Source organism: Williamsia muralis NBRC 105860, assembly GCF_001598915.1.
Taxonomy (GTDB): Bacteria; Actinomycetota; Actinomycetes; order Mycobacteriales; family Mycobacteriaceae; genus Williamsia; species Williamsia muralis.
Genome location: NZ_BDAP01000002.1, coordinates 110335 through 132972, shown reverse-complemented (window position 1 = coordinate 132972; position 22638 = coordinate 110335). Strand labels below are relative to the sequence as shown.

Here is a 22638-nt window from a genome sequence, read left to right as displayed (position 1 = left end):
CCGTGGTCCACTTCAGCTCAAGGGATGATGTTGACCATTCGGCCGGGCACCACGATCACCTTGCGCGGTTCGCCGTCGAGCAACGGCGCGATCTTCTCGTCCGCCAATGCCGTTGCCCGCAGAGTGGCCTCGTCTGCATCGGCGGCCACCGTCATCCGGCTGCGGACCTTGCCCTTGACCTGGATCGGGATCTCGATGGTGTCCTCGACCAGCCACTGCGGATCCGGGGTCGGGAACGGCCCGTGCGCCAGCGATCCCTTGCCGCCCAGCCTGTTCCACAGCTCTTCGGCGATGTGCGGCGCGACCGGCGCGAGCATCAACACCAACGGTGATACAGCTTCTCGCGGAGCACCTTTCGGATACTGCTTGGTGAGGTGATTGGTGAGCTCGATCAGCTTGGCCACCGCGGTGTTGTCGCGCAGGTTCGCGTAGTCCTCCCGAACGCCCTCGATGGTCTTGTTGAGCAGACGATTGGTGTCGTCGGCCAGCGGTTCTTCGGTGACCCGCATGTCGCCGGTCGCCTCGTCGACCACCAGGCGCCACGCCCTCTGGAGGAATCGTTGGGCGCCCACCACGTCTTTGGTCGCCCAGGCGCGGGAGGTGTCGAGCGGACCCATCGACATCTCGTAAACACGCAGGGTGTCGGCGCCGTACTCGCGGCAGATGTCATCGGGCGCAACGGAGTTCTTGAGCGACTTGCCCATCTTTCCGTACTCGCGGTTGACTTCCTGACCCTGGTAGAAGAACTTGCCACCTTCTTCGGTGACCTCTTCGGCCGGGACGTAGATGCCCCGCGAATCGGTGAACGCGTACGCCTGGATCATTCCCTGGTTGTAGAGACGGCGGTACGGTTCTGCCGAGGTGACGTGTCCGAGGTCGAACAGCACCTTGTGCCAGAAGCGCGAGTACAGCAGGTGCAGCACGGCGTGCTCCACGCCGCCGACGTAGAGGTCGAGGCCACCGGGGTCCTGCGGTCCGTGCAACTCGGGACGCGGGCCCATCCAATAGGCCTCGTTCTCCTTGGCGCACAACTCTTCCGAGTTCTCGGGATCGATGTAGCGCAGCTGATACCAGGAGCTGCCCGCCCACTGCGGCATCACGTTGGTGTCGCGGGTGTAGTGCTTGAGACCATCCCCGAGATCGAGTTCGACATGCACCCAATCGGTGGCCTTGGCCAGCGGCGGCGACGGCTCACTGTCAGCGTCGTCGGGGTCGAAAGAGACAGGCGCATAATCGATCACGTCGGGCAGCTCGACCGGCAGCATCGAATCCGGGATCGAATGCGGTGCGCCGTTCTCGTCGTAGACGATGGGGAAGGGCTCGCCCCAGTAGCGCTGCCGGGCGAACAGCCAGTCGCGCAGTTTGTACTGGATCGTCCCGCTGCCGGCACCATCGGACTCGAGCCGCTCGATGATCGCCGCCTTGGCGTCCTCCACCGTCATCCCGTCGAGGAATCCGGAGTTCACCAGCGTTCCATCGCCTGTGTACGCCTGCTCGGCGACACCTTGTTCCGAACCGATCACCTCGATGATCTCCAGACCGAACGACGTCGCGAACTCGTGGTCGCGGGGGTCGTGTGCCGGCACCGCCATGATGGCGCCGGTACCGTAACCGATGAGCACATAGTCGGCGATGAAGATCGGGATCTGTTGTCCGTTGACCGGATTCGTCGCGTAGCTGCCGGTGAAGACACCGGTCTTCTCTTTGTTCTCCTGGCGCTCCAGGTCAGATTTGGCAGCGATGGTCTCCCGGTACTTCGCGATCGCGGCTGCGGGAGTCGGGGCACCGAAGGTCCACAGCGAGTTGACGTCTGCAGGCCAGGCAGCAGTGGTGAGCTCGTCGACCAGCTTGTGTTCAGGCGCGAGCACCATGTACGTGGCACCGAAAAGCGTGTCGGGCCGGGTGGTGAACACCTCGATCTGGTGATCGGTGCCGGGCACACCGAACGACACCTGGGCACCGCGCGAACGGCCGATCCAGTTGCGCTGCATGGTCTTGACCTTCTCCGGCCAGTCCAGCAGCTCGAGGTCGTCGAGGAGGCGATCGCTGTAGGCGGTGATGCGCATCATCCACTGGCGCAGGCGTTTACGGAAGACCGGGAAATTGCCGCGGTCGCTGCGGCCGTCCGCCGTGACCTCTTCGTTGGCCAGCACAGTTCCCAGCCCGGGACACCAGTTGACGAGTGAATCGCTCTGGTAGACCAGCCGGTACTCGTCGATCACGTCGTTGCGGGCGGCCTGGTTCAGCTCCGACCAGGTCCGGCCGTCCGCCAGGGTGCGGGCGCCCGATTCCAGCTCGGCGATCAGTTCAGGGATACGCCGCGCCTTACCCTGCTCTGCGTCGTACCAGGCGTCGTAGATCTGCAAGAAGATCCACTGCGTCCAGTGATAGAACTCGACGTCGGTGGTGGCCACCCGTCGCCGCTCGTCGTGACCGAGGCCCAGCCTGCGGATCTGCTCGAGGTATCGCTCGATGTTGGCCTCGGTGGTGGTGCGCGGATGCGTGCCGGTCTGCACGGCGTACTGCTCTGCGGGCAACCCGAAAGAGTCGAAGCCCATCGTGTGCAGGACGTTGTAGCCGTTCATCCGGTGATAACGCGCGTACACATCGGTGGCGATGAATCCCAGCGGGTGCCCGACGTGCAGCCCCGAGCCCGACGGGTACGGGAACATGTCCTGGACGAACAGCTTGGCGTCCGGTCCGCTGAACGACGAGAGGTCGCCGGCCAGTTCACCGGTCGGATTGGGGGCCTCGAAGGTACGGCCTTCGGTCCAATTCCGCTGCCAGCGCTCCTCGATCTGCCCGGCCAGGTCCGCGGTATAGCGGTGCTGCAGGGTGTCGTCAGGGCCAGGAGTCGTCGAACCAGTCACTTGACCAGCGTAAAGCGTTGCTCGCAGCCGCCGTACGCAGGCCTTCCGACGGGCGATTTGCACAGCAATCGTATGGTGGTGGGGTGACCATCGCCGCCTTCATCCTCGCCGCTATCACGCTGGTGCTGGCGCTGATCTTCCTCACGGTGGGTGCCCTCGGCACCACTCGCAAGCTGCCTCGCAACCGGTGGTTCGGTGTCCGGTCGGCAGAGACCATGCGCAATGACGACGCGTTTGTCGTCGCCAACCGCGTGGCCGGCCCGGGGTTGATCTGCGCCGGAGCCATCCTCGCGATGGGCGCCATCCTCGCCTTCGCGCTCGGCGGCGGAGCCGGTGTCATCCTCGCGTTCGCCGCGATCGTGGTCGGTGTGGTGATCGCCGGCGTCATCGGGTCATTCGGCATCCGCGCGGCGACCACCGTCGAAGAGCCCGCATCGGACTGTGGCCAGAGCGGTGGCTGCGCCAGCTGCTCACTGCAGAAGGTGTGCACCAACTAGCCAAACGGCCACAGTCAACGGCAACAACGCCCAGGTCAGGGTGCCGGTATCGACACCGGGATGCTCAGGAAGCTCGGGGCATTCGGATCGAGCTGGATGTGTTCCGGTTTGAGCTCCGACTCGTTCAGCAGCGGCCGAAGCGGCAGCCCCTTCGGGAAGTTCATCGCGAACACGTCCACCCGCAGCCGGTGGCCCGGTTTGATCAACGCGTCCGTCGCGAGCAGACCGACGTCGAGCTGGACTGCCTTGCCCGGCTGCACCGGTTGCCGGGTTTCCAGCGTCAGCGTGTTGACCGGGTCCACCACGTCGCCGTTGGGTGCGTAACCCGTCTTCTCCGCGTCGAGGGCACGCAGCGACGCCATCACCTGGCCCGACGTCAGGACGGTCGACGTACCGTCAGGCGCGACGTCGTTGAGCGTTGCCGTCCAGTACCCGTCGGTTGCATCCATCACCGTGTTGAGGTGCAGGTTCACCGGCCCGCTGATGGTTGTCGGCACCTGCACCGGCGCACTGGTGAACGCCAGGGCCGTGGACTCCGAGATCCGCGCGTCGTCGGCACAGAACGGGAAGATCCCCACCAGGCCCGCGGTCTGCTGGGCCGCATCGCGGGAACACAGGGTGGCCAGGCCGGGGGCAACGGTCATCCGGCCCCGACTCGGTGGGGGCTCCGTCGACAGCGAGCCGTCGCGGACGGCGTGCGGCGCGGTACCGCTCGAGCGGTCGGACAGGTACATCCGCTGGTAGTTCATCCCGGGGCGCGGGAAGTCCGACGCCGTGGTCCAGCCGTTGCCCAACTGGTAGAGCGTGGCAGGCCCGTAGTTCTCGATCCCGTTGTCGATGCCCTTGAGCCACTTGTCGAACCACGCCTTCTGCAGCACGTCGAGCCGGGGTGGGCTGCCCGGATCACCGAAGCCGGCGCCACCGGTGATGTGGTAGGTGGGGCCCATGATCAGCTGCTTCTTGCCGCCGGAGAGCGGGATCTTGTTGTACATCCGCCACTCGCTGTTGGTGAACAGGTCGAACCAGCCGCCGTAGAGCATGGTCGGCACCTCGATGTTCTCGGCGAGGTCACGCCAGCCCACGCGCTCGGCGGACGCGCTGTCGAGCAGGTTCATCGTGCGCGGCGGAATCGACTCGATGGTCGGCGACAAGAGCGCGTCGAACAGCTGCGGCGCGAACACCGCCGGATCGGTGAGCCTGTCCGACAACCACTTCCAGTCGAAGGTGCCGTTGAGCATCGACTGGACGTCGGGGACGAACTTCAAGCCGTTGACCAGCGCGAGCCATGCCGGCAAGAAGCCGACGCCGAGGGCGCCGCCCGGCGCGACGATGTCGCGGATGAGGTCGCCGCCCGGCTCCACCGGGAAGATCGCCTTGAGCGGCTCGGGGTTCTTGTTGGCAGCCTGGATCTGGTTGATCCCCGAATAGGAGACACCGCTCATCCCGACGTTGCCGTCCGACCAGCCCTGCGCTGCCGCCCAGTTGATCACCTCGACGGTGTCCTTCTGCTCGCGCTCACGGAAGACGTCCCAGACACCCTGGGAGAAGCCGGTTCCGCGCACATCGACCACCACCTGGGTGTAACCGCTGCGAACCAGTTTCTGGTCGACGGAGAAGGTGCGGGCAAAGCCTCCGCGGATCGTGCCCGCCAAGTCGTTGATGCCATCGATCGGTGTGCCCGACAGATTGATCATCCCCGCGAGCTGGTCGGCCAGCGGTCCGAGCACCGGGTTCGACAACGCTGCGTCGGCCACCGCCGACACCAGCTTGGTGTACGGGGTCATGTTCACGATCACGGGCGTCTTGGTGGCGACGGGATTACGGGCGGCATCCGCCGGACGGTAGACGTTGGCCTTGAGAACCGTACCGTCGCTCATCGTGATCGGCACGTCCCACTGGACGTTGACGTCCGGGTACCGCAGGCCCTGATCGTGTCCGGCAGTCCACTGCTGCCCATTTGCTCCAGCGGTCGGATCCGCTTGCGCCGCAACCGGATTGATCAGCCCGGCCATCAGTGCCACCGTCGTGACACCGGCCATCACAGCGACCTTGCCGAAACCGTTCCTACGAACCCACCCTGACATTGGACCCCTCCAACTCCCCACACCCGGCGACACTGGTCTCTCACCGTCACCGATTCCGAATCGAACCGTAACAGTTCGGTGACCCGGCCAAGACGGGTTGTCAGTTTCGTTCGAGTTCGATCGGGTGAGTGGACAACAGCGGTAGCGGCCACGGCTGACGGCGCAGCACCTGTGCCCATAGATCGACGTCCGCGGGCACCAGGACATCGTCGGCCAGCGACGGCGCCACGATCCAGCTTCCCTGGCGGAGTTCGTCACCCAGTTGCCCGATCCCCCAGCCCGCGTAGCCGGCGAAGATCCGGACGCCGGTCAGCACCGACCCGAGATCATCGGCGTCGGCATCGAGGTCCACCAGCACCACGCGGCCTTCGACGGGCCGAAGCGCGGGAAGGTGGTCGATGGGCATACCCGGCTTGACGACACCGAGACACAGAGCGGAGTCCTGCTTGACCGGCCCGCCCACGAAGATCGCCTTCGGCCGGGCGGCCGTGTCGGTCCATGCCGGCAGAAGATTGTGCACCGCAGTCTGACTCATCCGGTTCAAGACCACCCCGAGCGTGCCCGCGTCATTGTGTTCGATGACGTAGATCACCGTGCGGCGAAACGTGGGCTCGGCGAGATCGGCTGAGGCCATCAGCAGACTGCCGGCAGACACCTGGGCGGTACTCGGTGACACGCGTTCATCATCGCACGCCACCGGCGAGGTGTTTGTACGCTGGACATGGTGAACGTCGAACCCACCACGGCGGCAACCGTGCCGCCCTCCCCCATCGGTGACCACCGGTTACCTCTGCGGGACTTCATCAGGTCTTTTCGTTGTTCACCGGGCCTTTCGCGGCTGCTCGCGGTCCGTCTGGGCAGCCAGTTCACCGATGGGCTCTTCCAGGCCGCCCTGGGCGGCGCGATCCTGTTCAATCCCGAACGGCACGCCGACCCGATGGCCGTCGCCGCCGGGATGGCCGTACTACTTCTCCCCTACTCGGTGATCGGCCCGTTCGCCGGAGCCCTCCTCGATCACTGGGATCGGCGCACCGTGCTCGTGTGGGCCAACGTCCTGCGCGCGGTGCTGGTGAGCCTGGTGGCGATCGTGATCGCCACCGGAACCGGCGACACCGGCGTCCTCATCGCCGCCCTGGCTGTGACCGGCGCGAGTCGTTTTGTGGCGTCCGGACTCTCGGCGGGATTGCCACACGTGGCCGCGCGCGAGCACCTCGTCGGGATGAACTCCTTCTTCACGACCATCGGTGCGGGCGCTCTGGCCGCCGGTGCCGGCGGAGCTCTCGTCCTGCGTGAGATCTTCGGTTCCGACAACACCGGGAGCGCCGCGACAACGATGGGTGCAGTGGTGGTCGCTCTGATCGCCGCCTTCATCGCCCACCGCTTCGAACCACTTCAGCTCGGACCCGACCACCCCGACGTCGTCGGCGGATCGCGGGCACGAAGTCCCGGCGGTTCCGCGCTGCGTGCGGTCGCGGTGGGTCTGGGCCATGGAGCCCGGGCCGTCTGGAAGGTGCCGTCGGTGGCCGCGGCCCTCTCGGCGGTCGGCGCCCACCGGCTGGTCTTCGGGGTCAACACCTTGGTGCTGCTGGTACTGACCAAACATTCGTCGCTCGGTGGCGGGCTCACCGGCTTCGGCCTGGTGGCCGGGATGATCGCGGTGGGGATGTTCCTGGCTGCGGTGATCACACCGTTCCTCGTCGCCCGCATCGGCAGGACACGGGCGGTGGTGTCGGCGCTGGCGGTCGGAGCGCTTGCCCAGATCGCACTGTGCACGTTCAACGGGATCGTCATCTGCGTTGCCGCCGTGGTGCTCGGACTGATCGGCCAGGTGTGCAAGCTGTGCGCCGACGCCGCGATGCAGATGGACGTCGACGACGCCCGTCGCGGGCAGGCATTTTCGTTCCAGGACGCGCTCTTCAATTTCGCATTTGTCGGTGCGGTGTTCGTGGCGGCCTTGACGATTGCGGACAACGGCAAGTCGCCCGATCTGATCATCGCGGGCTCCGTGGTCTACGTGGTGGCGATCTTTGTCGTACGTGTGGTCAACAATCGGTCATCACCGGAGAAGATCACCATCTGACCAGGAGGCGGCGTGCAGTACGGAATCGTGTTCCCGAAGGGCGCCGGCATGGAGTTCGCCGATCTGGCGGTCGCGGCGGAAGCGGCCGGCTGGGACGCGGTCTTCGGCTGGGAGGCACTGTGGGGCAACGACCCCTGGATCTCGCTGACCGCCGCGGCGATGCGCACCGAGCGCATCCGCCTGGGCACGATGCTCACCCCACTTCCGCGCCGTAAACCGTGGGATCTGGCTTCGACGACCACCACCCTCGACCGGCTGAGCAACGGCCGTGTGATCCTCGGCGTCGGCATGGGCGCCCTGCATCCCGGGTGGCTGGCCTTCGAGCGCGACCAGGGCCGTAAAACCCGCGCCGAACTGTTCGACGAGGGACTCGACGTGCTCTTTGGTCTCTGGGCCGGGCAGCCGTTCGCCTACGACGGCAAGCACTATCAGGTGCAGCCGACGGACTTCGAGCTGCCACTGCCGCCGGTCCAGCAGCCGCGGATCACCACCTGGTGTGTCGGACTACAAGGCGCGCGCAAGTCCATGGCTCGAGCGGCTCGGTGCGACGGGCTCCTACCGAACTTCCCTCGTGACCCCGGAATCGAAGGCGTGGTACCGGTTTCCGTGGAGCACTGGGCGAGGGTGGCCAGGGAGATTCGCGAATTGCGGGCCGAACTTGGTTTCACGGGAAACTACGACATCGTCTACGAAGGCACTGCCGACCTGTCCGACCCGGCCGCCGAGCGCGAACAGGCTGGGGAGCTTGCCGCTGCGGGCATCACCTGGTGGCTCGACTCCGATTGGGAATCCGCGTCTGCCGACCCCATCGCCTATCAACTCGAACGTATCGAGGCCGGCCCGCCCAGGCCCTGACGCTCAGTCGCGGAACGGGGTCGAATAGACGTAGCGGCTCGTGGGCACGGTGTCGATGTTCTGATCGGCACCGAAGGCGCCGGTGCTCGCGAGCATCCGGCCCATCCTGTCCGCCAGGTCTTTGTCGTCAGCGGCGCCGAAGAAAGCGTGCACATCGTGAACCGCCTCGATCGGGAACAGTTCCTCGACGATGGCAGTGAGCGGTGGCGACGTTGCTGTGAGCGGCCTGACCACCGCGTTCTGCACGTAGCCGAACGTCGACTGGGTCTCGATCGCCACGCTGGTGTGGTCGAGATGCCAGCGTCGCAGCCACGTCTGTTCATCGATGTGTTCTGGTCTGCGCAGAAACGCCATGTTCGCCAGCCCGGGTGTTCTGGTGCCCGATTCGACAACAGGCGGCGGCAGTGGAATCGATTCGGTGACGAGATAGGCGGCGATGTTTCCGTAGTCGGGGTTTCAATAATCGCTTTCGAGAGTGTTGATCAATTCCGAGACACCGGGACCGTAGTTTTGGTGGGTCCACACGCTGATGACGGCCACAATCGGAGGTTCCAGCGTGGTCAGAGTCATGATTGAGTCGGTCACAGGCGAATCCCGGACATTGATGGTGACCCCCGAAAAATCCGCTTTCGCAGTCAATTCCACGACACGTTTTCGCAGTTCAGAGCACCATTTGTCGTCGGGAACGGGGGCACGAACGGACATCATGACTTTTTCCATGCTCGACCTCGACTGCAGACTGTGGCGACAAAGTGGTATTGGACCTGGCATTATTACCGCATGCGCAATCGTGATGAGGTGTCGGAGTTCGCTATCGAGCTCAATAAGCTCTGTGCCATTCGGTGGCCGGGTGGGTCTCGTACCGCGAACGCCGAGATCGCTGATTGGGTCACGGCAGAAACCGGCCGCAACATCGACCGGCAGTTCGTGTGGCGGATCCGCAAGGGTCGCGTGATGAAGGTCGACGGCGCCGTTCGCGACGCCATCTGCTCCTTCTTCGGGGTCTCCAAAGACCACTTTTCGAACAACCCCCGCACTCTAGGCGAAGAGGTGCAGGCGGCGATCGAAGAAACGGGACTACAGGTGGCCGGACTTCGCGCCGACCAGCTGTCGTCGACCGGGCGAGCCGAACTGGCGACGTTGCTCCGCGAGGTGAGCCGGGTACTGGAAGCAGAGAAGAGCGTCGGACAATGATGACCCGACAGAAGATGTTCCGCCTGGCCGCCGCGATCACCCCCGAAGGTGATTGGTCCTGGGAGGACTTCGAACACCGTCTCACCCGCCAACTCGATTGCGCGGTTCGCTGCATCACCTCGGACAGCCTGACCTCAGGCGAACTGACGGGGGCGGCGTTGCGTACCGCAAACGGCACCGCGATCATCGTCATCCCGGGCAATGTCTCCACCGCCCATCGCATCCACATCGCCGCGCATGAGGCCTGGCACCTGCTGGCAGGCCACGACGGTTGCGATCAGAACTCACGCCGGGAGGCCAAGGCCGAGGCCTTTGCCACCACAGTGGGCACGCTCGCCGAAGGCCGAGGCAATGAGCCCCGGACCAATCGCGCCCTGACCGCTGCATTCGGAGCTGTTGGCATCGTGGCATGAACACCCTTCTCGGGGCCCTGGCTTGGACAGGGGTGGCCCTGGGAATCCTGATCGCCCTCCGAGGCGGTTGGTATCGCCGTGCCACGACAATCGTCTTCGGTGTGTGCATCACGTTTTACTGCCTCACCGGAGAGAACTACCTAGCGCTCGTACCCGAAGACGGGGTGCGACATCTGATGACCACTGCCGAACGCATGTGGGGCGCAACATCAGCGGTGCTGGCCGGTTGTGCGCTGGTCGGTGCGCTGATCGCGATCCGGAGAAACAGCCTGGATCCCGACGGCGACGAGTGGACCGATCCCGAGTTGCACCAACGGGTGATGATCCTGGTGCTCGGTGCCGCAGCGTCCGTCGCGGTGATCAACATGACCCTCGTGCACGCGGACTTCCCGCCGTCGGCCAACTTCCTCACCGAATACGGTGACCACTTCAACGTTGTTCTGTACGAGGCGGTCTTCGCCATCTGGATCGGTCTTCCGGCGGGCTTTCTCGGCTGGACCGTAGTGCGCTCCGAACTTGGCCCGCTGCGCTATCTCGTCGGCCTGGGCGGTCTCTTCGGTGTGGGCTGGGCGGCGTGGAAGTTCGTCGGAACCGCGCTCATCTATATCGCGGACATCCCCATAGCCGAGACAAGCCCGGTCAGCGTCACACTGGGACTGCTGGCGCTCGGCTTTTGCGTCGCCGGGTCGCTGCTTCTCAGTCTCGAAGCAGCGTTCCAGGTGTGGCGTGCCGGCCGCACCTACCGCACCGCGCGAGCGCTCGAAGACCGGCGACTGCGCCGGCACAATCCCGCCGCCTGAAACGACTCGGGCACAACCTCACAGCTTGAACTTGTAGACCTTGCCGCTGTCGTCGCGCGGGAGATGGTCGAGCACCTCGATGATCCGTGGCAGCTTGTACGACGCCAGGCGCTCACTGAGCGCGTCGAGCAGCAGGGTCGGCTGGACGTCGTACCCGGGCCTGGCCACCACATACAGGGCCACCTGCTCCCCCAGGTCACCCTCGTGTGGTCGGCCGACCGCGGCAGCGTCTTCGACGCACGCCAGTTCCATCGCTGCGGCCTCGATCTCGGCGGGATAGATGTTGACCCCGCCGGAGATGATCACCTCGGTGCTGCGGCCCGTCAGGTACAGGTATCCGTCGTCGTCGACGTAGCCGACATCGCCCACATCCAGAGGGAACCGGGCCGGTGTGGGGCTGCGCAGGTAGGTGAAGGCCGGCCAGTCCTGCGGCGGCTTTATCTGTACGCGTCCCGGGGTCCCGGCCGGCACCGGCCGGCCCGTGTCGTCAACGATCCTCACCGAAGAACCGTCCACCGGACGGCCGACCGATCCCGGCCGCTCCGACCACTCCTGTGCGTCGATCCAGGTGATGATCCCGCCTTCCGTGCAGCCGAAGAACTCCTTGACCGCGTCACCGAACCACTCGATGGATGCTCGCTTGATGGCCGGTGGACACGGCGCAGCCGAATGGACGAGGTGCGTCACGGACGACACGTCATAGGCGGCCCGAACCTCTGGTGGCAGCGACAGCAACCGGGAGAGCATCGTGGGGACGACCTTGGCCTGCTCGATACGCCTGGTGTGGATCAACTCGAGGAAATCTTCGGCATCCCACCTCGGCATGAGGGTCACGTTCGAGCCAACCCGTAGACCCAGGAGAGCAAAAGCATTGGGACTTGCGTGATACAGCGGTCCGGCGACAAGCAGCTCGCCGCCTTGCCGGAGCCCCATGTGTTCGGCCGTGGCCGCAGCCACGGTGAACAGTTGATCCGCGCTCATGCGCTCGCGCACAACGCCTTTGGGCCGTCCGGTGGTACCCGAGGTGTAGATCAGGCCGAGCGAGGCCGCCATGGCCCCCTCCCGGTACTCGAGCCCGTCGGACCGACTTGCGATGAGTGCTTCATGCGAATTGCGGCGGTTCACCCCGTCTGTGACCTCGACGATCTGCACAGTCGAGCGCGCCGCGGCAACGGCCTGGCGGGCGGTGTGCAGATGCATCGTGTCGCAGAAGAGGATCCGCAGCTCGCAGTCGTCGAGGAGGTAGGTGATCTCGGGTGCGGTCCAGTGCCAATTGATGGGCACCGGGTTGCCTCCTGCAGAGGCGATGGCGATGGAGATCTCGAGGAAGTCGACGCTGTTGAAGGCAAGGAGTCCGACCCTGTCACCGAACTCGACACCGCAGTCGACCAGGGCTGATGCCAGCCGGCCCGCTCGGTCGAAGCACTCTTGGTGAGTGCGGGCGGTGGACCCGCACAGCACCACAGGCTCTACGTCTTCCTGGGCCGCCCCGAAGTCTTGCACTGCATCTGCCCTCATGGTTGACTGAGCCTTACTTCCATTTCTGATCGTAACGGTCATTCAAGTGGAGCGAGGGGTGGCTCTCAGGGTGGCTGCTGACAGGGGCGGCAACCGCCCTGAGACTCGTCGCCTCAATTCGAGCGGCCGTCTGTGCGAACTATCCGCCAATTCTCCGATGAAGTCGATAGTCGCAAACTGTTAGCGGAGCTACCCATAGCGGTCGAACGTCAAACCCTCCGGCCCGGGATGCGCCCCCGAGTCGGCGACACCATTCAGATCCGAGTCGATCAGCACCTGATCGAACTTCCCGTCGTCATCGGTGTCGATGTAGAGCCGCCCGCCGGTGCGGGAGACCGCGATGTCGTCCTGTCCGTCGGCGTTGCTGTCGAACGTACGCTCCCCTGATGGTGCAGACGGCTCTTCCGGGTTTGCCGGCGTCTGCGAACGGGGCGGATCAGGCGGCACGTCCGGTCCAGCACCGGCAAGGCCCTCGGACCGCCTTCCCCACACTCCTGAACCATCGTCGGTGAACCAGGCGTCGACGGCGCCGTCGTCGTCGAGGTCGAGCGCGCTGCAGTCGGCCCGTCCGTCATGGTCGCGATCCCACAACGCATCGTCGGACAATCCGTCGCCGTCGAAGTCGAGCCGAACCGCATCCGGAGCACCTCCTCCGAGGGTGAGATCTGCCGACGAGGTCCAGGTGCTGGTCCGCCCGTCACCGGCCCCGAAGACATACTCGATCGTCGGTTCCATGAGTACTTGGACGGCGCTGGTGGGTGACGGGTTCCGCCGCGCCCCTTCGCGGTAGCGTAAGAGCGACCCCAGTGCCCGGCGTCACCCAGCATGACCTGCGAGGAGGACCTTCGGATGTACGTCAGCGAGCTCGGTGACCTATGGCATCGGGCCCGAACAGAGCCCGTCAGCATCCACCTCGATTCCGCCGCGGCATCGCGCGCTTCGAATCAGGTCATCGAAACCATCACCGCCCACCTGTGGCGCGAAGCCGAGCGCGGCGCCTACGTGGCCCAGGAACAGATCACCGAGTCGCTGGACCGGTGCCGTCGTGACATCGCCACGCTCGTCGGGCGCCAGGCGCACGAGCTCGCGTTCCGCGAGTCGGCGAAGGCCGCACTCCGCGCGCTGCTGACCTTCTGGAATCTGCCGATCTCGGCATCGGTGTGGGTGGCCAAGAACGAGTTCGGGCCCAACCTCGACGAGTTCGAGCGCCGCGGGTACGCCGTGCACACCATCCCGTCCGCCGACGTGTACGGACACGTCGACACCGATGCGCTCGAGAACATGCTGCAGTTCGAGCAGCCCGACTTCATCCACGTGTGCCACATCGGATCTCACAGCGGAGTCGTGCAGCCGGTCGAGAAGATCGTCGAGCTGGCGCGTACCGCCGGGGTACCGGTGGTGGTCGATGTCGCCCAGTCGTTCGGTCAACGAGACTGCGCTTCCGGTGCCGACGTGGTCTACGGAACGAGCCGCAAGTGGCTGGCCGGTCCTCGCGGCGTCGGCTTCCTCGCCGTGCGCGGCGACTCGGTCCGCCCTGCGGAGATCGAGAGTTCCGAAGCGTTTGTCGCGGGACGTCTCGGTCTGGGTGTGGCAATCCAGGAGCTGCAGAGCTTCGGTCCCGAACGGGTCAGCCGCGAACTCGCGGCCATCGGGCAGTTCACCCGGGAGCGGTTGCACGGCATCGGCAGCTGGGAGGTGATCGAACCGATCAACGAGCCCTCGGCGATCGTCACCCTCGCACCTCCCCCGGGCTGGGGTCCGTCGGACGTCCTGGCGGCACGAGACAAGTTGCGGTCCATCGGCATCCTGGTCACCTGCGCCGACAGCTGGCGTGCGCCGCTCAGTGCCGAGCAGTCGGTGCTGCGGATCAGCCCGCACCTCGACGTCCAGCGGTCGCATCTGGACCAGCTCGCGAACGAACTACGCGGGATGGGTTACTGAGTCCTCTTCTTCTCCGCTCGCACCAGGCCTGAGCCGATGATCAGCCGCTGTATCTCACTGGTGCCCTCGTACAACCGCAGGAGTCGCGCGTCTCGGTAAATGCGTTCCACCACAACACCTCTGATGTACCCGCTGCCCCCGTGAACCTGAACCGCGAGATCGGCGACCTTGCCCAGCATCTCGGTGCAATACAGCTTTGCCACCGAGGGCGCGATGCGACGGTCCTCGCCGCTGACCCATTTGCGCGCCGCTTCGGCCACCAGCGCCCGGCCGGCCATCACGCCGGTTTGCTGGTCGGCGAGCATTGCCTGCACCAACTGGAAGTCGCCGATCGCGGTGCCTCCCTGCGTCGTCAGCGCGGCGTACTGCACCGATTCGTCCAATGCACGTTGCGCCTGCCCGACTGCGACTGCCGCGATGTGGATGCGGCCACGGGCGAGAATGGTCATGGCCGCCCGGTATCCCACCTCTGGATCGCCGCCCACAAGTGACGCACCGGGTACCCGGACGTCGTCGAAGAAGACCTGGGCGGTCACCGACCCTTGTTGGCCCATCTTCGAATCCTTCGGGCCCACACTCACTCCGGGGGTATCGGCAGGCACCAGGAAGACTGCGATGCCCGGGCCGGTCTCATCGGCCGGCCGGTAGCGCGCGAACACCACGAACAGATCGGCCCACGGCGCGTTGGTGATGTAGCGCTTCTCGCCGCTGATCACCCAATCATCCCCGTCGGCAACGGCTTTCGTTCGTAGGCCGGCCGGATTCGAACCGGCCCCGTCCTCGGTGAGCGCAAACGACGCCACCACCTCGCCCGACGCGATCCGGCTCAGCCAGGCTTCTTTCTGTTCATCGGTTCCGAACTCCACCAGCACCTGACCGGCGATGCCGTTGTTGGTGCCGAGGCTCGACCGGAAGGCCAGACTCGTGTAGCCCAACTCCTGTGCGAGCCGGACATCCTGTTCGAGGTCCAGACCGAGACCACCCCACTGCTGAGGGATCGCGAACCCGAACAAGCCCATGTCCTTGGCCGCCTGCAGGAGGTCGGCAGGAATCGCATCGCCGTCGGCGATCTCCTGCTCGCGCGGAACCACCTGCTCACGCACAAAACTCCGGGTTGCCGCCAGGATGTCGGACAGATCGTCCTCGGTGACTTCGCTCATCGCACCAGGATAGGGTCAAGCGCTCGCGGACACGGCCGCCTTGACGATCTCGGTGACTGCCGGGCGTGCCGCGTCGGCATCGCTGGGCACCAACGCAATTCGGGTGCGTCTGGCCAGGATGTCATCAACGTTCAGCGCCCCTTCGGCGGTCAGCGCGTACTGCACTTCGGCCCGGGTGACGTCGATGTCCTCGGCTATTCGGCCGGCGGGGTTGCTCACCGTGGCCGTCTCGAGGACGCGCTCGGCCTCGGCACCGAACCGCGCCACCAGCGACTCGGGCAACGTGCTGTCGCCGGTCCGCCCGACGGCGCCCACCAGTGCCAGTGACTCGGTCTCGCACGATGCCGCGCGTATGCCGCCGCGCTGGACGGCTTCGTCGACGGCGTCCTGGGCCATCTGGCGGTAGGTCGTCAGCTTCCCGCCCACCACCGTGATCACACCGGTAGGACTGACCCGGACCAGATGGTTGCGCGACAGGTCCGCGGTGGCCCGCTCCCCCGTGCCGCCGTCGTCGATCAGCGGTCGCAGTCCCGAGTAGGTGCCGCGAATGTCCGACCGGGTGAGTTCCCGGCTGAGTGCCTGGTTGATCGTGTTGAGCAGCAGATCGATCTCGTTCTTGGACGGGGTGGGCTCGTCCGGGATGTCGCCTGGTGCGTCCTCGTCGGTGAGCCCGATGTACACCCGGCCCAGCTGCTGCGGCAGTGCGAAGACGAACCGGCTGATGCTGCCCGCCATCGGAACGGTGAGGGCGGCGGTCGGATTCCCCACAGCAGCGGCGTCGACCACGAGATGCGTTCCGCGACTTGGCCGTAGGCGTATCGAATCGTCGACCTGGCCCGACCACACCCCGGTTGCGTTGATCACCGACCGGGCTGCGATCGGGAAGCTGTGGCCCGTCCTGGTGTCGGTGAGCAGAGCGCCGTGCCCGGTGACGTCGGAGGCGCGGGTGTAGGTACAGATACTGGCGCCGAGACCTGCCGCGGTACGCGCGAGTGCGACCACCAGACGGGCATCGTCGATGAGCTGCCCATCGTGTCCCAGGACCGCCGACCGCAACCCATCGGTCCGGATTCCCGGACACAGTTCGCCTGCCCGCTGCGCCGAGATCCGGCGTGAGCGCGGCAATACGGTGGTGGGCGTCTTGGCGTTGTGCCGCAGCACATCTCCGGCAAACATGCCTGCGCGGGCCGCGACCTTGGCGACAAACGGGGTGTCGGAGTAGACAGGCAGCAGCTGGCCGACCGGCCGTACGAGATGCGGTGCGATCACCGTCATCACCCGATGACGTTCGAGCGCGGATTCGCGTGCGATCGCGATGTTGCCGGTCGCGAGGTATCGCAGACCGCCATGGACGAGTTTGCTGCTCCATCGGCTGGTTCCGAAGGCCAGGTCATGCGCCTCCACCAACACCACCGACAGCCCGCGGGCTGCTGCATCGAGTGCCGCCCCGGCCCCGGTGACACCCCCACCGATGACCAGTACGTCCACCGGATCGGTGCGCGAAGCGAGTTGTGCGAGTTCGCTGCTGCGGCGGTGGGCGTTCAACGACGCGTCGGCAAAAGACAGGGGTCTGCCGGTCATGGCGAGCTCCTCAGATAGGACATGAGTGCGTGCCGCAGTTCTGGCGACCATCGCTCACCGAGAATGGGTTCGACGATCGCGTGGGATTGGATCGTGGACTGGCAGATCAGCAGGACCATGGTGGCCAGTTGGTCGGGATCGCCGTCGCGGATGTCGCCGCGGCGTTGACCGTCTGCGATCGTGCGGTTCAGGAGTGCGAGCACCGCTTGCTGACTCCGCCCGAACCTGATGAACACATACGGCGCCAGCGCTGCCGACGGCTCACTCCACAACACCGCGAACAGGTCGTTGCGACGGATGGCATCGGCCACGGCGACAATTCGGTCGACCTTGTCCCCCAGCGATGTGCCTTGTGGCGGCTCGCCGGCGATGACCCGGCTCATCTCCCTCGTGACGAGGTCGGCGGTCACCGACTGCACGTCGGGCCAGCGTCGGTACACGGTCGGCCGACTCACTCCGGCCAGTCGCGCAACCTCGGCGAGGGTGATCTTGCCGCCTTCTGCGCGCACGAGACATGTCCGCGCCGCGTCGAGAACGCGGTCGGCGACGGAGGGATCGCCCACTGCGGCGATCTTGGCGTGACGGATTGACATATTGTGTAAAACTGTAACGCATGACGGTGAACTATCCACAACACGCACTACCGCTTCCCCCGATGAAGTGGGATGCGTGGGGAGCCGAAGCGGCGGCCACCCACCTCTCCGCCGACATCAAGAACCTTCTCGTCGGCGTCTTGGGCATCTCCGGCGATCCGATCGATGCACCGACCGCCGATCAGGTGCGCCTGTCCCCCACCCGCCTGACCGACACCGACCTCGATGCATTGCGCGCGATCGTCGACGCCGTCTCGACCGCCGACGGCGATCGGCTGATCCGATCCGGCGGTAAATCGACCCTGGACCTGTTGCGACGCAAGCAGATAGAGCAGGCCGCGCCGGACGGTGTGGCGATCCCCGCGTCTGACGACGAGGTTCATGCCCTGCTGCAGTGGTGCGCGCTCTCCGAGGTGGCCGTGGTGCCCTTCGGCGGCGGCACCAGCGTGGTTGGTGGCCTCGATCCCGACAGCGGCGAGCACCGCGCGACGCTGTCGGTCGACCTGCGCCGTTTCGACGAATTGATCGCGATCGACACCGTGTCGGGGCAGGCCACCCTCGGCGCAGGGGTGACCGGACCGGCCGCCGAACAACTTCTCGCCGAACACGGCTTCACACTCGGGCACTTTCCACAGAGCTTTCAGTTCGCCACCATCGGGGGGTTCGCGGCCACCCGATCGTCGGGGCAGGCATCAGCCGGGTACGGGCGCTTCGACGACATGGTGACCGGCCTGCGAGTGGTCACGCCCGTTGGCACCCTCGACCTGGGTGGCGCGCCGAAAAATGCTGCAGGGCCGGACCTTCGGCAACTGTTCCTCGGTTCGGAAGGCACCTTCGGGATCATCACCCAGGTCACCGTGCGAGTTCGCCGCATCCCCCAGGTGACCATCGGCGAAGCGTGGCACTTTCCCGACTTCGCCTCTGGCGCAGATGCGTTGCGTGCCGTGGCACAGCAAGGCGGTGGTCCTACGGTGATGCGGTTGTCTGATGAGGCGGAGACCGGGGTGAACCTGGCGAGACCAGCCGAGATCGGCGCAGGTGATCAGGGCGGGGCCCGGTCAGGCGGCTGCCTGGCGATCACGACCTTCGAGGGCACAGACGATCTCGCCGCCGCGCGCCGCGACCTCACCGCCGCCCTGTTCTCGGCTGCCGGCGCCACATCGATGGGCGCCGAACCCGCACACGCCTGGGCGCACGGCAGGTTCAACGCCCCGTACCTACGTGATGCGCTGCTCGCGATCGGCGTCGGTTGCGAAACCCTCGAGACCGCGACCACGTGGGCCGAGCTGGCTGACACCAAGGCTGCCGTGGCCACAGCCCTGACCACCGCCATCGAGGAATCCGGCTCCCCCGCCCTTGTGCTCTGCCACATCTCCCACACCTACCCCACCGGGGCTTCGTTGTACTTCACAGTGGTCTACCGGGCCTCAGATGATCCCATCGGGCAGTGGTTGCATGCGAAAACCGCTGCATCACAAGCGATGATCGATTCCGGTGCGACGATCACCCACCATCACGCCGTCGGCGCCGACCACCGGCCGTGGCTCGCCGACGAGGTCGGCGACGTGGGACTGCGGGTGCTGCGCGCGGTGAAATCCGCGCTCGACCCCACCGGCATCCTCAACCCGGGCAAACTCATCCCATGACCACTGCGATCGCCAGGGTGTCCGCTCTGATCAATCCCGCTGCCCGCCATGGCCTCGGCGTGCGCGCCGCAGCCACCGCACTCGCCGCGCTGCGTGACCGCGGTGTGGAGGTGACCGAGCTGGTCGGCCGCGACCCCGACGACGCCCGCGAACTCGCGCGCACGGCCGCCGCATCCGACATCGACGCCCTGGTGGTGGTCGGCGGCGACGGCAGCGTTCGCCTGGCCCTGGAGGCCGTCGGCGACACCGGTGTCCCGCTGGGTCTCATCCCGGCCGGGACCGGCAACGACCACGCACGCGCTCTGGGGATCCCCACCGACGACCCCGCTGCTGCGGCCGCCATCATCGCCGCCGGGCGTCGCCGACCGTTCGACATCGCGGTCATCACGCCGGCCGACGGCCCCAGTGCCGTTTTCGGAACGGTCGCGGCCACCGGCCTCGACGCGCTGGTCACCGAGCGCGCGAACAACATGTCGTGGCCCAAGGGGCAATTGCGCTACCCACTGGCGGCGGTCGCCGAACTGGCGCGGATGAAGCCGTTTCACTATCGGATCACGGTGGATGACAACACATTCGAACGCGACCTCATCCTGGCGGCGGTGGGCAACACACCCTCATACGGCGGCGGGATGAAGATCACGCCGTCGGCGGTCATCGACGACGGCCTGCTCGACCTCACACTGATCTCTCACGGACCACGCCTGAAGATGTTCGGATTGTTCCCGACCATGTACAGCGGCAAGCACATCGAGCACAAAGAGGTCGAGCAGTTCCGTGGTTCACGCATTGTCCTGGACTGCGTACCGACCGCGCCGATCTATGCCGATGGCGACCGGATCGGGCGTTTGCCGGCAACCATCGAGGTGCGACCGGGTGCGGTAACGTTCCTGGCGTAGCCGCCGCCGTCGTCGGGCACCCATCCAAGCCGCACGGGGCTTCCCTTCCGTAGAGGCCCGTCGTGCCGAGTCCCGCCCTGCCGAGGAGTTCCTGTGCTCAAACGTGATGTATCCGCCCATCTCGACGTCGACATCACCGGCGAGACCGATCTGGAGTTCCAGATCACCGTGGCCCCGCATCCCGGGGCCGAGGTCACCGAGTCGCTGTCCTTTGTTCTGGACGGAAAACCCGTGTCGGCCAAAGAGATCAGCGGTGCGCACGGAAGCCGCATCCACATGCTGCACGCCGGGGTGGGCAATCTGCAGGTGGAGTACACCGCCACCGTCCTCGGTTCCGCCGACCCGGCACCGGTATCCGACCACGACCTGTCGATGTACCTGCGGCCGAGCCGATACGCCGAGGCCGACAAGTTCTTCGGTTTCGCCGCAAAGCAATTCGGCGATCTGACCGACCCCGCGGAGCTGCTCGAAAAGGTCGCTTCGTGGGTGGGTACGCATCTGGACTACGTCCCGGGTTCCAGCGACCCCATCGACGGCGCCGCCGACACCCTGCTGGCCGGCGCCGGCGTCTGCCGCGACTACGCACACCTGGTGGTCGCGATCCTGCGGGCGGTGAACGTCCCGGCTCGACTTGTCGCCGTGTACGCGCCCGGTTGCGATCCGATGGACTTCCACGCCGTCGCCGAGGCATTCGTCGACGGCCGGTGGCGAGTTGTCGACGCCACCTGCCTGGCGCCTCGCCAGACATTGGTCCGCATCTCGACCGGCCGTGACGCCGCGGACACCGCCTTCCTCGACAACCACAGGGGCGCCATCACCCTGAACAAGGCAACGGTGACCGCTGTGGTCGACGGCCCGTTCCCGAACGACGACATCAGCGAGATGGTGTCACTCAGCTAGCCAAGGAACAGCCGGTTCAGCTCTGCTGCTCGGCGGCCCACCATTGCCGCAACGCCTCTTCGGCCTCCTCGCGCGACATGGGTCCGCGATCGAGCCGCAGTTCCTTGAGATACCGCCAGGCCTTGCCGACCATCGGGCCCGGGGGCAGATCGAGCAACTCCATGATGGTGTTGCCGTCGAGGTCGGGCCGGACCTTCGCCAGATCTTCCTGTTCGGCGATCCTGGCGATGCGCTGCTCGAGGTTGTCGTAGTTCTGTTGCAACTTGCGCGCCCGGCGCTTGTTGCGAGTGGTGCAGTCGGCCCGCACCAGTTTGTGCAGCCTCGGCAGCAGGGGACCGGCATCGGTCACGTAGCGTCGCACCGCCGAGTCGGTCCATTGATTGTCGCCGTAGCCGTGGAACCTCAGATGCAGGAACACCAGGTTCGCGACGTCCTCGATGACCGCCTTCGGATACTTCAGAGCGCGCAGGCGCTTACGGACCATCTTGGCGCCGACCACTTCGTGGTGATGAAAACTCACCCCACCGTTCGGTTCGTGACGCCTGGTTGCCGGCTTGCCGATGTCGTGGAGGATCGCCGCCCACCGCAAGACCAGATCGGGATCGCCGTCCTCGAGGTCCATCGCCTGGGCGAGCACGGTGAGGGAGTGGGTGTAGACATCCTTGTGCTGATGGTGTTCATCGATGGCCAGCTTCATCCCGGGTATCTCGGGGATGATCAGCTCGGCCAGGCCGGTCTCACACAACGTCTCGACTCCATCGACCGCATGTTCGCCGAGGATCAGCTTGTCGAGTTCGGCTGCAATCCGCTCCACAGTGATCCGTTTGATCTGGCCTGCCATCTCCACCGTGGCCGCGAACACCCGCGGTGACAGCGAAAATCCGAGCTGCGAGACGAACCGCACACCACGCAACATGCGCAGCGGATCGTCGTTGAACGAATCCTCGGGCGCGGCGGGCGTGTCGATCACCCCGGCCAGCAACGCGTCCATCCCACCGAGAGGGTCGATGAACTCCTGGCTGCCGTCGGCACCGATCTTCACGGCCATCGCGTTCATGGAGAAGTCGCGGCGCACCAGATCGTCTTCGAGTCGATCACCGAACCGCACCTGGGGGTTGCGGCTCACCCGGTCATAGGAATCGGCCCTGAATGTGGTGATCTCGATCTGGATACCCGCCCTGACCGCGCTGATGGTGCCGAACTCGATCCCGGTGTCCCAGATGGCCTCGGCCCACCCGCGCAGCAACTCCTGCACCTGCTCGGGACGTGCATCGGTGGTGAAGTCCAGGTCGCCGGTGCTGAGCCGGCCCAGCACCGCGTCGCGCACCGAGCCGCCCACGAGGAACAGCTCGTGTCCCGCTGCGGCAAATCGAGCGCCGAGGGGATCGAGGGTGTCCGAGAGTCCCCGCAACGACACCGCAGCGGCTGCGAGCAACCTGGTGCGTCGCTCATCGGCGGCCGAGGTGCCGGTGGAAGAAGGGGGAGTTGTCACGACTGGCCAGACTACCGACCGACCGGCGACGATCCGAACCCCGATCGCGCGGCATGACCAAACCGCGGTGGGTCCAGGGCGCCGCCATCGGCCCCGCTGGCAGAAACGGTGGGTTAAC

Annotated in this window: 19 protein-coding genes and 1 pseudogene; 10 read left to right on the top strand and 10 right to left on the bottom strand. The window is 65.9% G+C overall.

Features of this window, described 5'->3' with window-relative positions:
- Positions 1–17 precede the first annotated feature (17 nt).
- Positions 18–2870 (bottom strand): leucine--tRNA ligase, encoded by a 2853-nt coding sequence (gene leuS, locus WIMU1_RS07375; RefSeq protein WP_062796129.1) that lies wholly within the window; start codon positions 2868–2870, stop codon positions 18–20.
- A gap of 83 nt (positions 2871–2953) precedes the next feature.
- Here leuS and WIMU1_RS07370 point away from each other — a divergent pair, with 83 nt between their 5' ends.
- The gene (locus WIMU1_RS07370; protein WP_062796127.1) at positions 2954–3367 is read left to right on the top strand and encodes an SdpI family protein; all 414 of its coding nucleotides are present in this window, start codon (positions 2954–2956) and stop codon (positions 3365–3367) included.
- Positions 3368–3402: 35 nt separating this feature from the next.
- Here the strand turns inward: WIMU1_RS07370 and WIMU1_RS07365 are convergent, their stop codons facing one another.
- The gene (locus tag WIMU1_RS07365) at positions 3403–5451 is read right to left on the bottom strand and encodes a CocE/NonD family hydrolase (RefSeq protein ID WP_062796125.1); all 2049 of its coding nucleotides are present in this window, start codon (positions 5449–5451) and stop codon (positions 3403–3405) included.
- 100 nt (positions 5452–5551) lie between these two features.
- The gene (locus tag WIMU1_RS07360) at positions 5552–6148 is read right to left on the bottom strand and encodes a YqgE/AlgH family protein (RefSeq protein WP_081729758.1); all 597 of its coding nucleotides are present in this window, start codon (positions 6146–6148) and stop codon (positions 5552–5554) included.
- A 24-nt stretch (positions 6149–6172) separates the two neighbouring features.
- Between WIMU1_RS07360 and WIMU1_RS07355 the strand changes: the two genes are divergently transcribed.
- Together WIMU1_RS07355 and WIMU1_RS07350 are read left to right on the top strand one after the other, a co-directional pair.
- On the top strand, positions 6173–7531 hold the full coding sequence (locus tag WIMU1_RS07355) for an MFS transporter (RefSeq protein WP_084248091.1): 1359 nt from the start codon (positions 6173–6175) through the stop codon (positions 7529–7531).
- A gap of 12 nt (positions 7532–7543) precedes the next feature.
- The gene (locus tag WIMU1_RS07350; RefSeq protein ID WP_371850287.1) at positions 7544–8386 is read left to right on the top strand and encodes an LLM class flavin-dependent oxidoreductase; all 843 of its coding nucleotides are present in this window, start codon (positions 7544–7546) and stop codon (positions 8384–8386) included.
- Positions 8387–8389: 3 nt separating this feature from the next.
- On the opposite strand, the pseudogene WIMU1_RS07345 reads toward WIMU1_RS07350, so the two are convergent.
- Positions 8390–9106: pseudogene (locus WIMU1_RS07345) on the bottom strand (EthD domain-containing protein).
- Positions 9107–9166: 60 nt separating this feature from the next.
- Here WIMU1_RS07345 and WIMU1_RS07340 point away from each other — a divergent pair.
- From WIMU1_RS07340 to WIMU1_RS07330, 3 genes are read left to right on the top strand one after another with little or no spacing between them, the layout of a single operon-like run.
- The gene (locus WIMU1_RS07340) at positions 9167–9580 is read left to right on the top strand and encodes a hypothetical protein (RefSeq protein ID WP_023958350.1); all 414 of its coding nucleotides are present in this window, start codon (positions 9167–9169) and stop codon (positions 9578–9580) included.
- The gene (locus tag WIMU1_RS07335) at positions 9577–9993 is read left to right on the top strand and encodes a hypothetical protein (protein ID WP_030166927.1); all 417 of its coding nucleotides are present in this window, start codon (positions 9577–9579) and stop codon (positions 9991–9993) included. Before WIMU1_RS07340 ends, WIMU1_RS07335 begins: the two co-directional genes overlap by 4 nt.
- Complete coding sequence (locus tag WIMU1_RS07330) at positions 9990–10793, top strand: hypothetical protein (protein ID WP_062796123.1); 804 nt, start codon at positions 9990–9992, stop codon at positions 10791–10793. Before WIMU1_RS07335 ends, WIMU1_RS07330 begins: the two co-directional genes overlap by 4 nt.
- 18 nt (positions 10794–10811) lie before the next feature.
- Here WIMU1_RS07330 and WIMU1_RS07325 read toward each other — a convergent pair whose 3' ends face one another.
- Positions 10812–12311, bottom strand: coding sequence for an AMP-binding protein (locus WIMU1_RS07325; protein ID WP_084248090.1), 1500 nt, complete (start codon positions 12309–12311; stop codon positions 10812–10814).
- 189 nt (positions 12312–12500) lie between these two features.
- Positions 12501–13046 (bottom strand): hypothetical protein, encoded by a 546-nt coding sequence (locus WIMU1_RS07320; protein WP_062796121.1) that lies wholly within the window; start codon positions 13044–13046, stop codon positions 12501–12503.
- Positions 13047–13160: 114 nt separating this feature from the next.
- On the opposite strand from WIMU1_RS07320, the gene WIMU1_RS07315 reads away from it, so the two are divergent.
- Positions 13161–14252, top strand: a complete 1092-nt coding sequence (locus WIMU1_RS07315) for an aminotransferase class V-fold PLP-dependent enzyme (RefSeq protein WP_062796119.1) — start codon at positions 13161–13163, stop codon at positions 14250–14252.
- Here the strand turns inward: WIMU1_RS07315 and WIMU1_RS07310 are convergent.
- The 3 genes from WIMU1_RS07310 to WIMU1_RS07300 are packed head-to-tail and all read right to left on the bottom strand — an operon-like array spanning position 14246 to position 17586.
- On the bottom strand, positions 14246–15412 hold the full coding sequence (locus WIMU1_RS07310) for an acyl-CoA dehydrogenase family protein (RefSeq protein ID WP_062796117.1): 1167 nt from the start codon (positions 15410–15412) through the stop codon (positions 14246–14248). The genes WIMU1_RS07315 and WIMU1_RS07310 overlap by 7 nt on opposite strands.
- A gap of 15 nt (positions 15413–15427) precedes the next feature.
- Positions 15428–16993, bottom strand: coding sequence for a glycerol-3-phosphate dehydrogenase/oxidase (locus WIMU1_RS07305; RefSeq protein WP_062796115.1), 1566 nt, complete (start codon positions 16991–16993; stop codon positions 15428–15430).
- Positions 16990–17586, bottom strand: coding sequence for a TetR/AcrR family transcriptional regulator (locus tag WIMU1_RS07300; RefSeq protein WP_062796113.1), 597 nt, complete (start codon positions 17584–17586; stop codon positions 16990–16992). The genes WIMU1_RS07305 and WIMU1_RS07300 overlap by 4 nt, the downstream gene beginning before the upstream one ends.
- A gap of 20 nt (positions 17587–17606) precedes the next feature.
- Between WIMU1_RS07300 and WIMU1_RS07295 the strand changes: the two genes are divergently transcribed.
- The 3 genes from WIMU1_RS07295 to WIMU1_RS07285 all read left to right on the top strand — a co-directional run bounded on the left by WIMU1_RS07295 (position 17607) and on the right by WIMU1_RS07285 (position 21028).
- Positions 17607–19232, top strand: a complete 1626-nt coding sequence (locus WIMU1_RS07295) for an FAD-binding oxidoreductase (protein WP_084248088.1) — start codon at positions 17607–17609, stop codon at positions 19230–19232.
- A complete protein-coding gene (locus WIMU1_RS07290; RefSeq protein WP_062796110.1) occupies positions 19229–20128 on the top strand; it encodes a diacylglycerol kinase in 900 nt (299 codons plus the stop codon). The genes WIMU1_RS07295 and WIMU1_RS07290 overlap by 4 nt, the downstream gene beginning before the upstream one ends.
- A 93-nt stretch (positions 20129–20221) precedes the next feature.
- Positions 20222–21028 carry a transglutaminase-like domain-containing protein gene (locus WIMU1_RS07285; RefSeq protein WP_062796108.1) on the top strand — a complete coding sequence of 269 codons (807 nt, stop codon included), beginning with the start codon at positions 20222–20224 and terminating at the stop codon, positions 21026–21028.
- Positions 21029–21044: 16 nt separating this feature from the next.
- On the opposite strand, the gene WIMU1_RS07280 is transcribed toward WIMU1_RS07285, so the two are convergent.
- The gene (locus WIMU1_RS07280; protein ID WP_062796106.1) at positions 21045–22520 is read right to left on the bottom strand and encodes a CCA tRNA nucleotidyltransferase; all 1476 of its coding nucleotides are present in this window, start codon (positions 22518–22520) and stop codon (positions 21045–21047) included.
- Between the last annotated feature and the right edge of the window lie 118 nt (positions 22521–22638).

Excerpts from the sequence above, each read along its gene's own strand:
- WIMU1_RS07330 (WP_062796123.1), top strand. The coding sequence starts at position 9,990 with ATGAACACCCTTCTCGGGGCCCTGGCTTGGACAGGGGTGGCCCTGGGA.
- WIMU1_RS07300 (WP_062796113.1), bottom strand. The coding sequence starts at position 17,586 with ATGTCAATCCGTCACGCCAAGATCGCCGCAGTGGGCGATCCCTCCGTC.
- WIMU1_RS07325 (WP_084248090.1), bottom strand. The coding sequence starts at position 12,311 with ATGAGGGCAGATGCAGTGCAAGACTTCGGGGCGGCCCAGGAAGACGTA.
- WIMU1_RS07335 (WP_030166927.1), top strand. The coding sequence starts at position 9,577 with ATGATGACCCGACAGAAGATGTTCCGCCTGGCCGCCGCGATCACCCCC.
- WIMU1_RS07315 (WP_062796119.1), top strand. The coding sequence starts at position 13,161 with ATGTACGTCAGCGAGCTCGGTGACCTATGGCATCGGGCCCGAACAGAG.
- WIMU1_RS07310 (WP_062796117.1), bottom strand. The coding sequence starts at position 15,412 with ATGAGCGAAGTCACCGAGGACGATCTGTCCGACATCCTGGCGGCAACC.
- WIMU1_RS07320 (WP_062796121.1), bottom strand. The coding sequence starts at position 13,046 with ATGGAACCGACGATCGAGTATGTCTTCGGGGCCGGTGACGGGCGGACC.
- WIMU1_RS07340 (WP_023958350.1), top strand. The coding sequence starts at position 9,167 with ATGCGCAATCGTGATGAGGTGTCGGAGTTCGCTATCGAGCTCAATAAG.
- WIMU1_RS07290 (WP_062796110.1), top strand. The coding sequence starts at position 19,229 with ATGACCACTGCGATCGCCAGGGTGTCCGCTCTGATCAATCCCGCTGCC.
- WIMU1_RS07365 (WP_062796125.1), bottom strand. The coding sequence starts at position 5,451 with ATGTCAGGGTGGGTTCGTAGGAACGGTTTCGGCAAGGTCGCTGTGATG.
- WIMU1_RS07355 (WP_084248091.1), top strand. The coding sequence starts at position 6,173 with ATGGTGAACGTCGAACCCACCACGGCGGCAACCGTGCCGCCCTCCCCC.
- WIMU1_RS07305 (WP_062796115.1), bottom strand. The coding sequence starts at position 16,993 with ATGACCGGCAGACCCCTGTCTTTTGCCGACGCGTCGTTGAACGCCCAC.
- WIMU1_RS07295 (WP_084248088.1), top strand. The coding sequence starts at position 17,607 with ATGACGGTGAACTATCCACAACACGCACTACCGCTTCCCCCGATGAAG.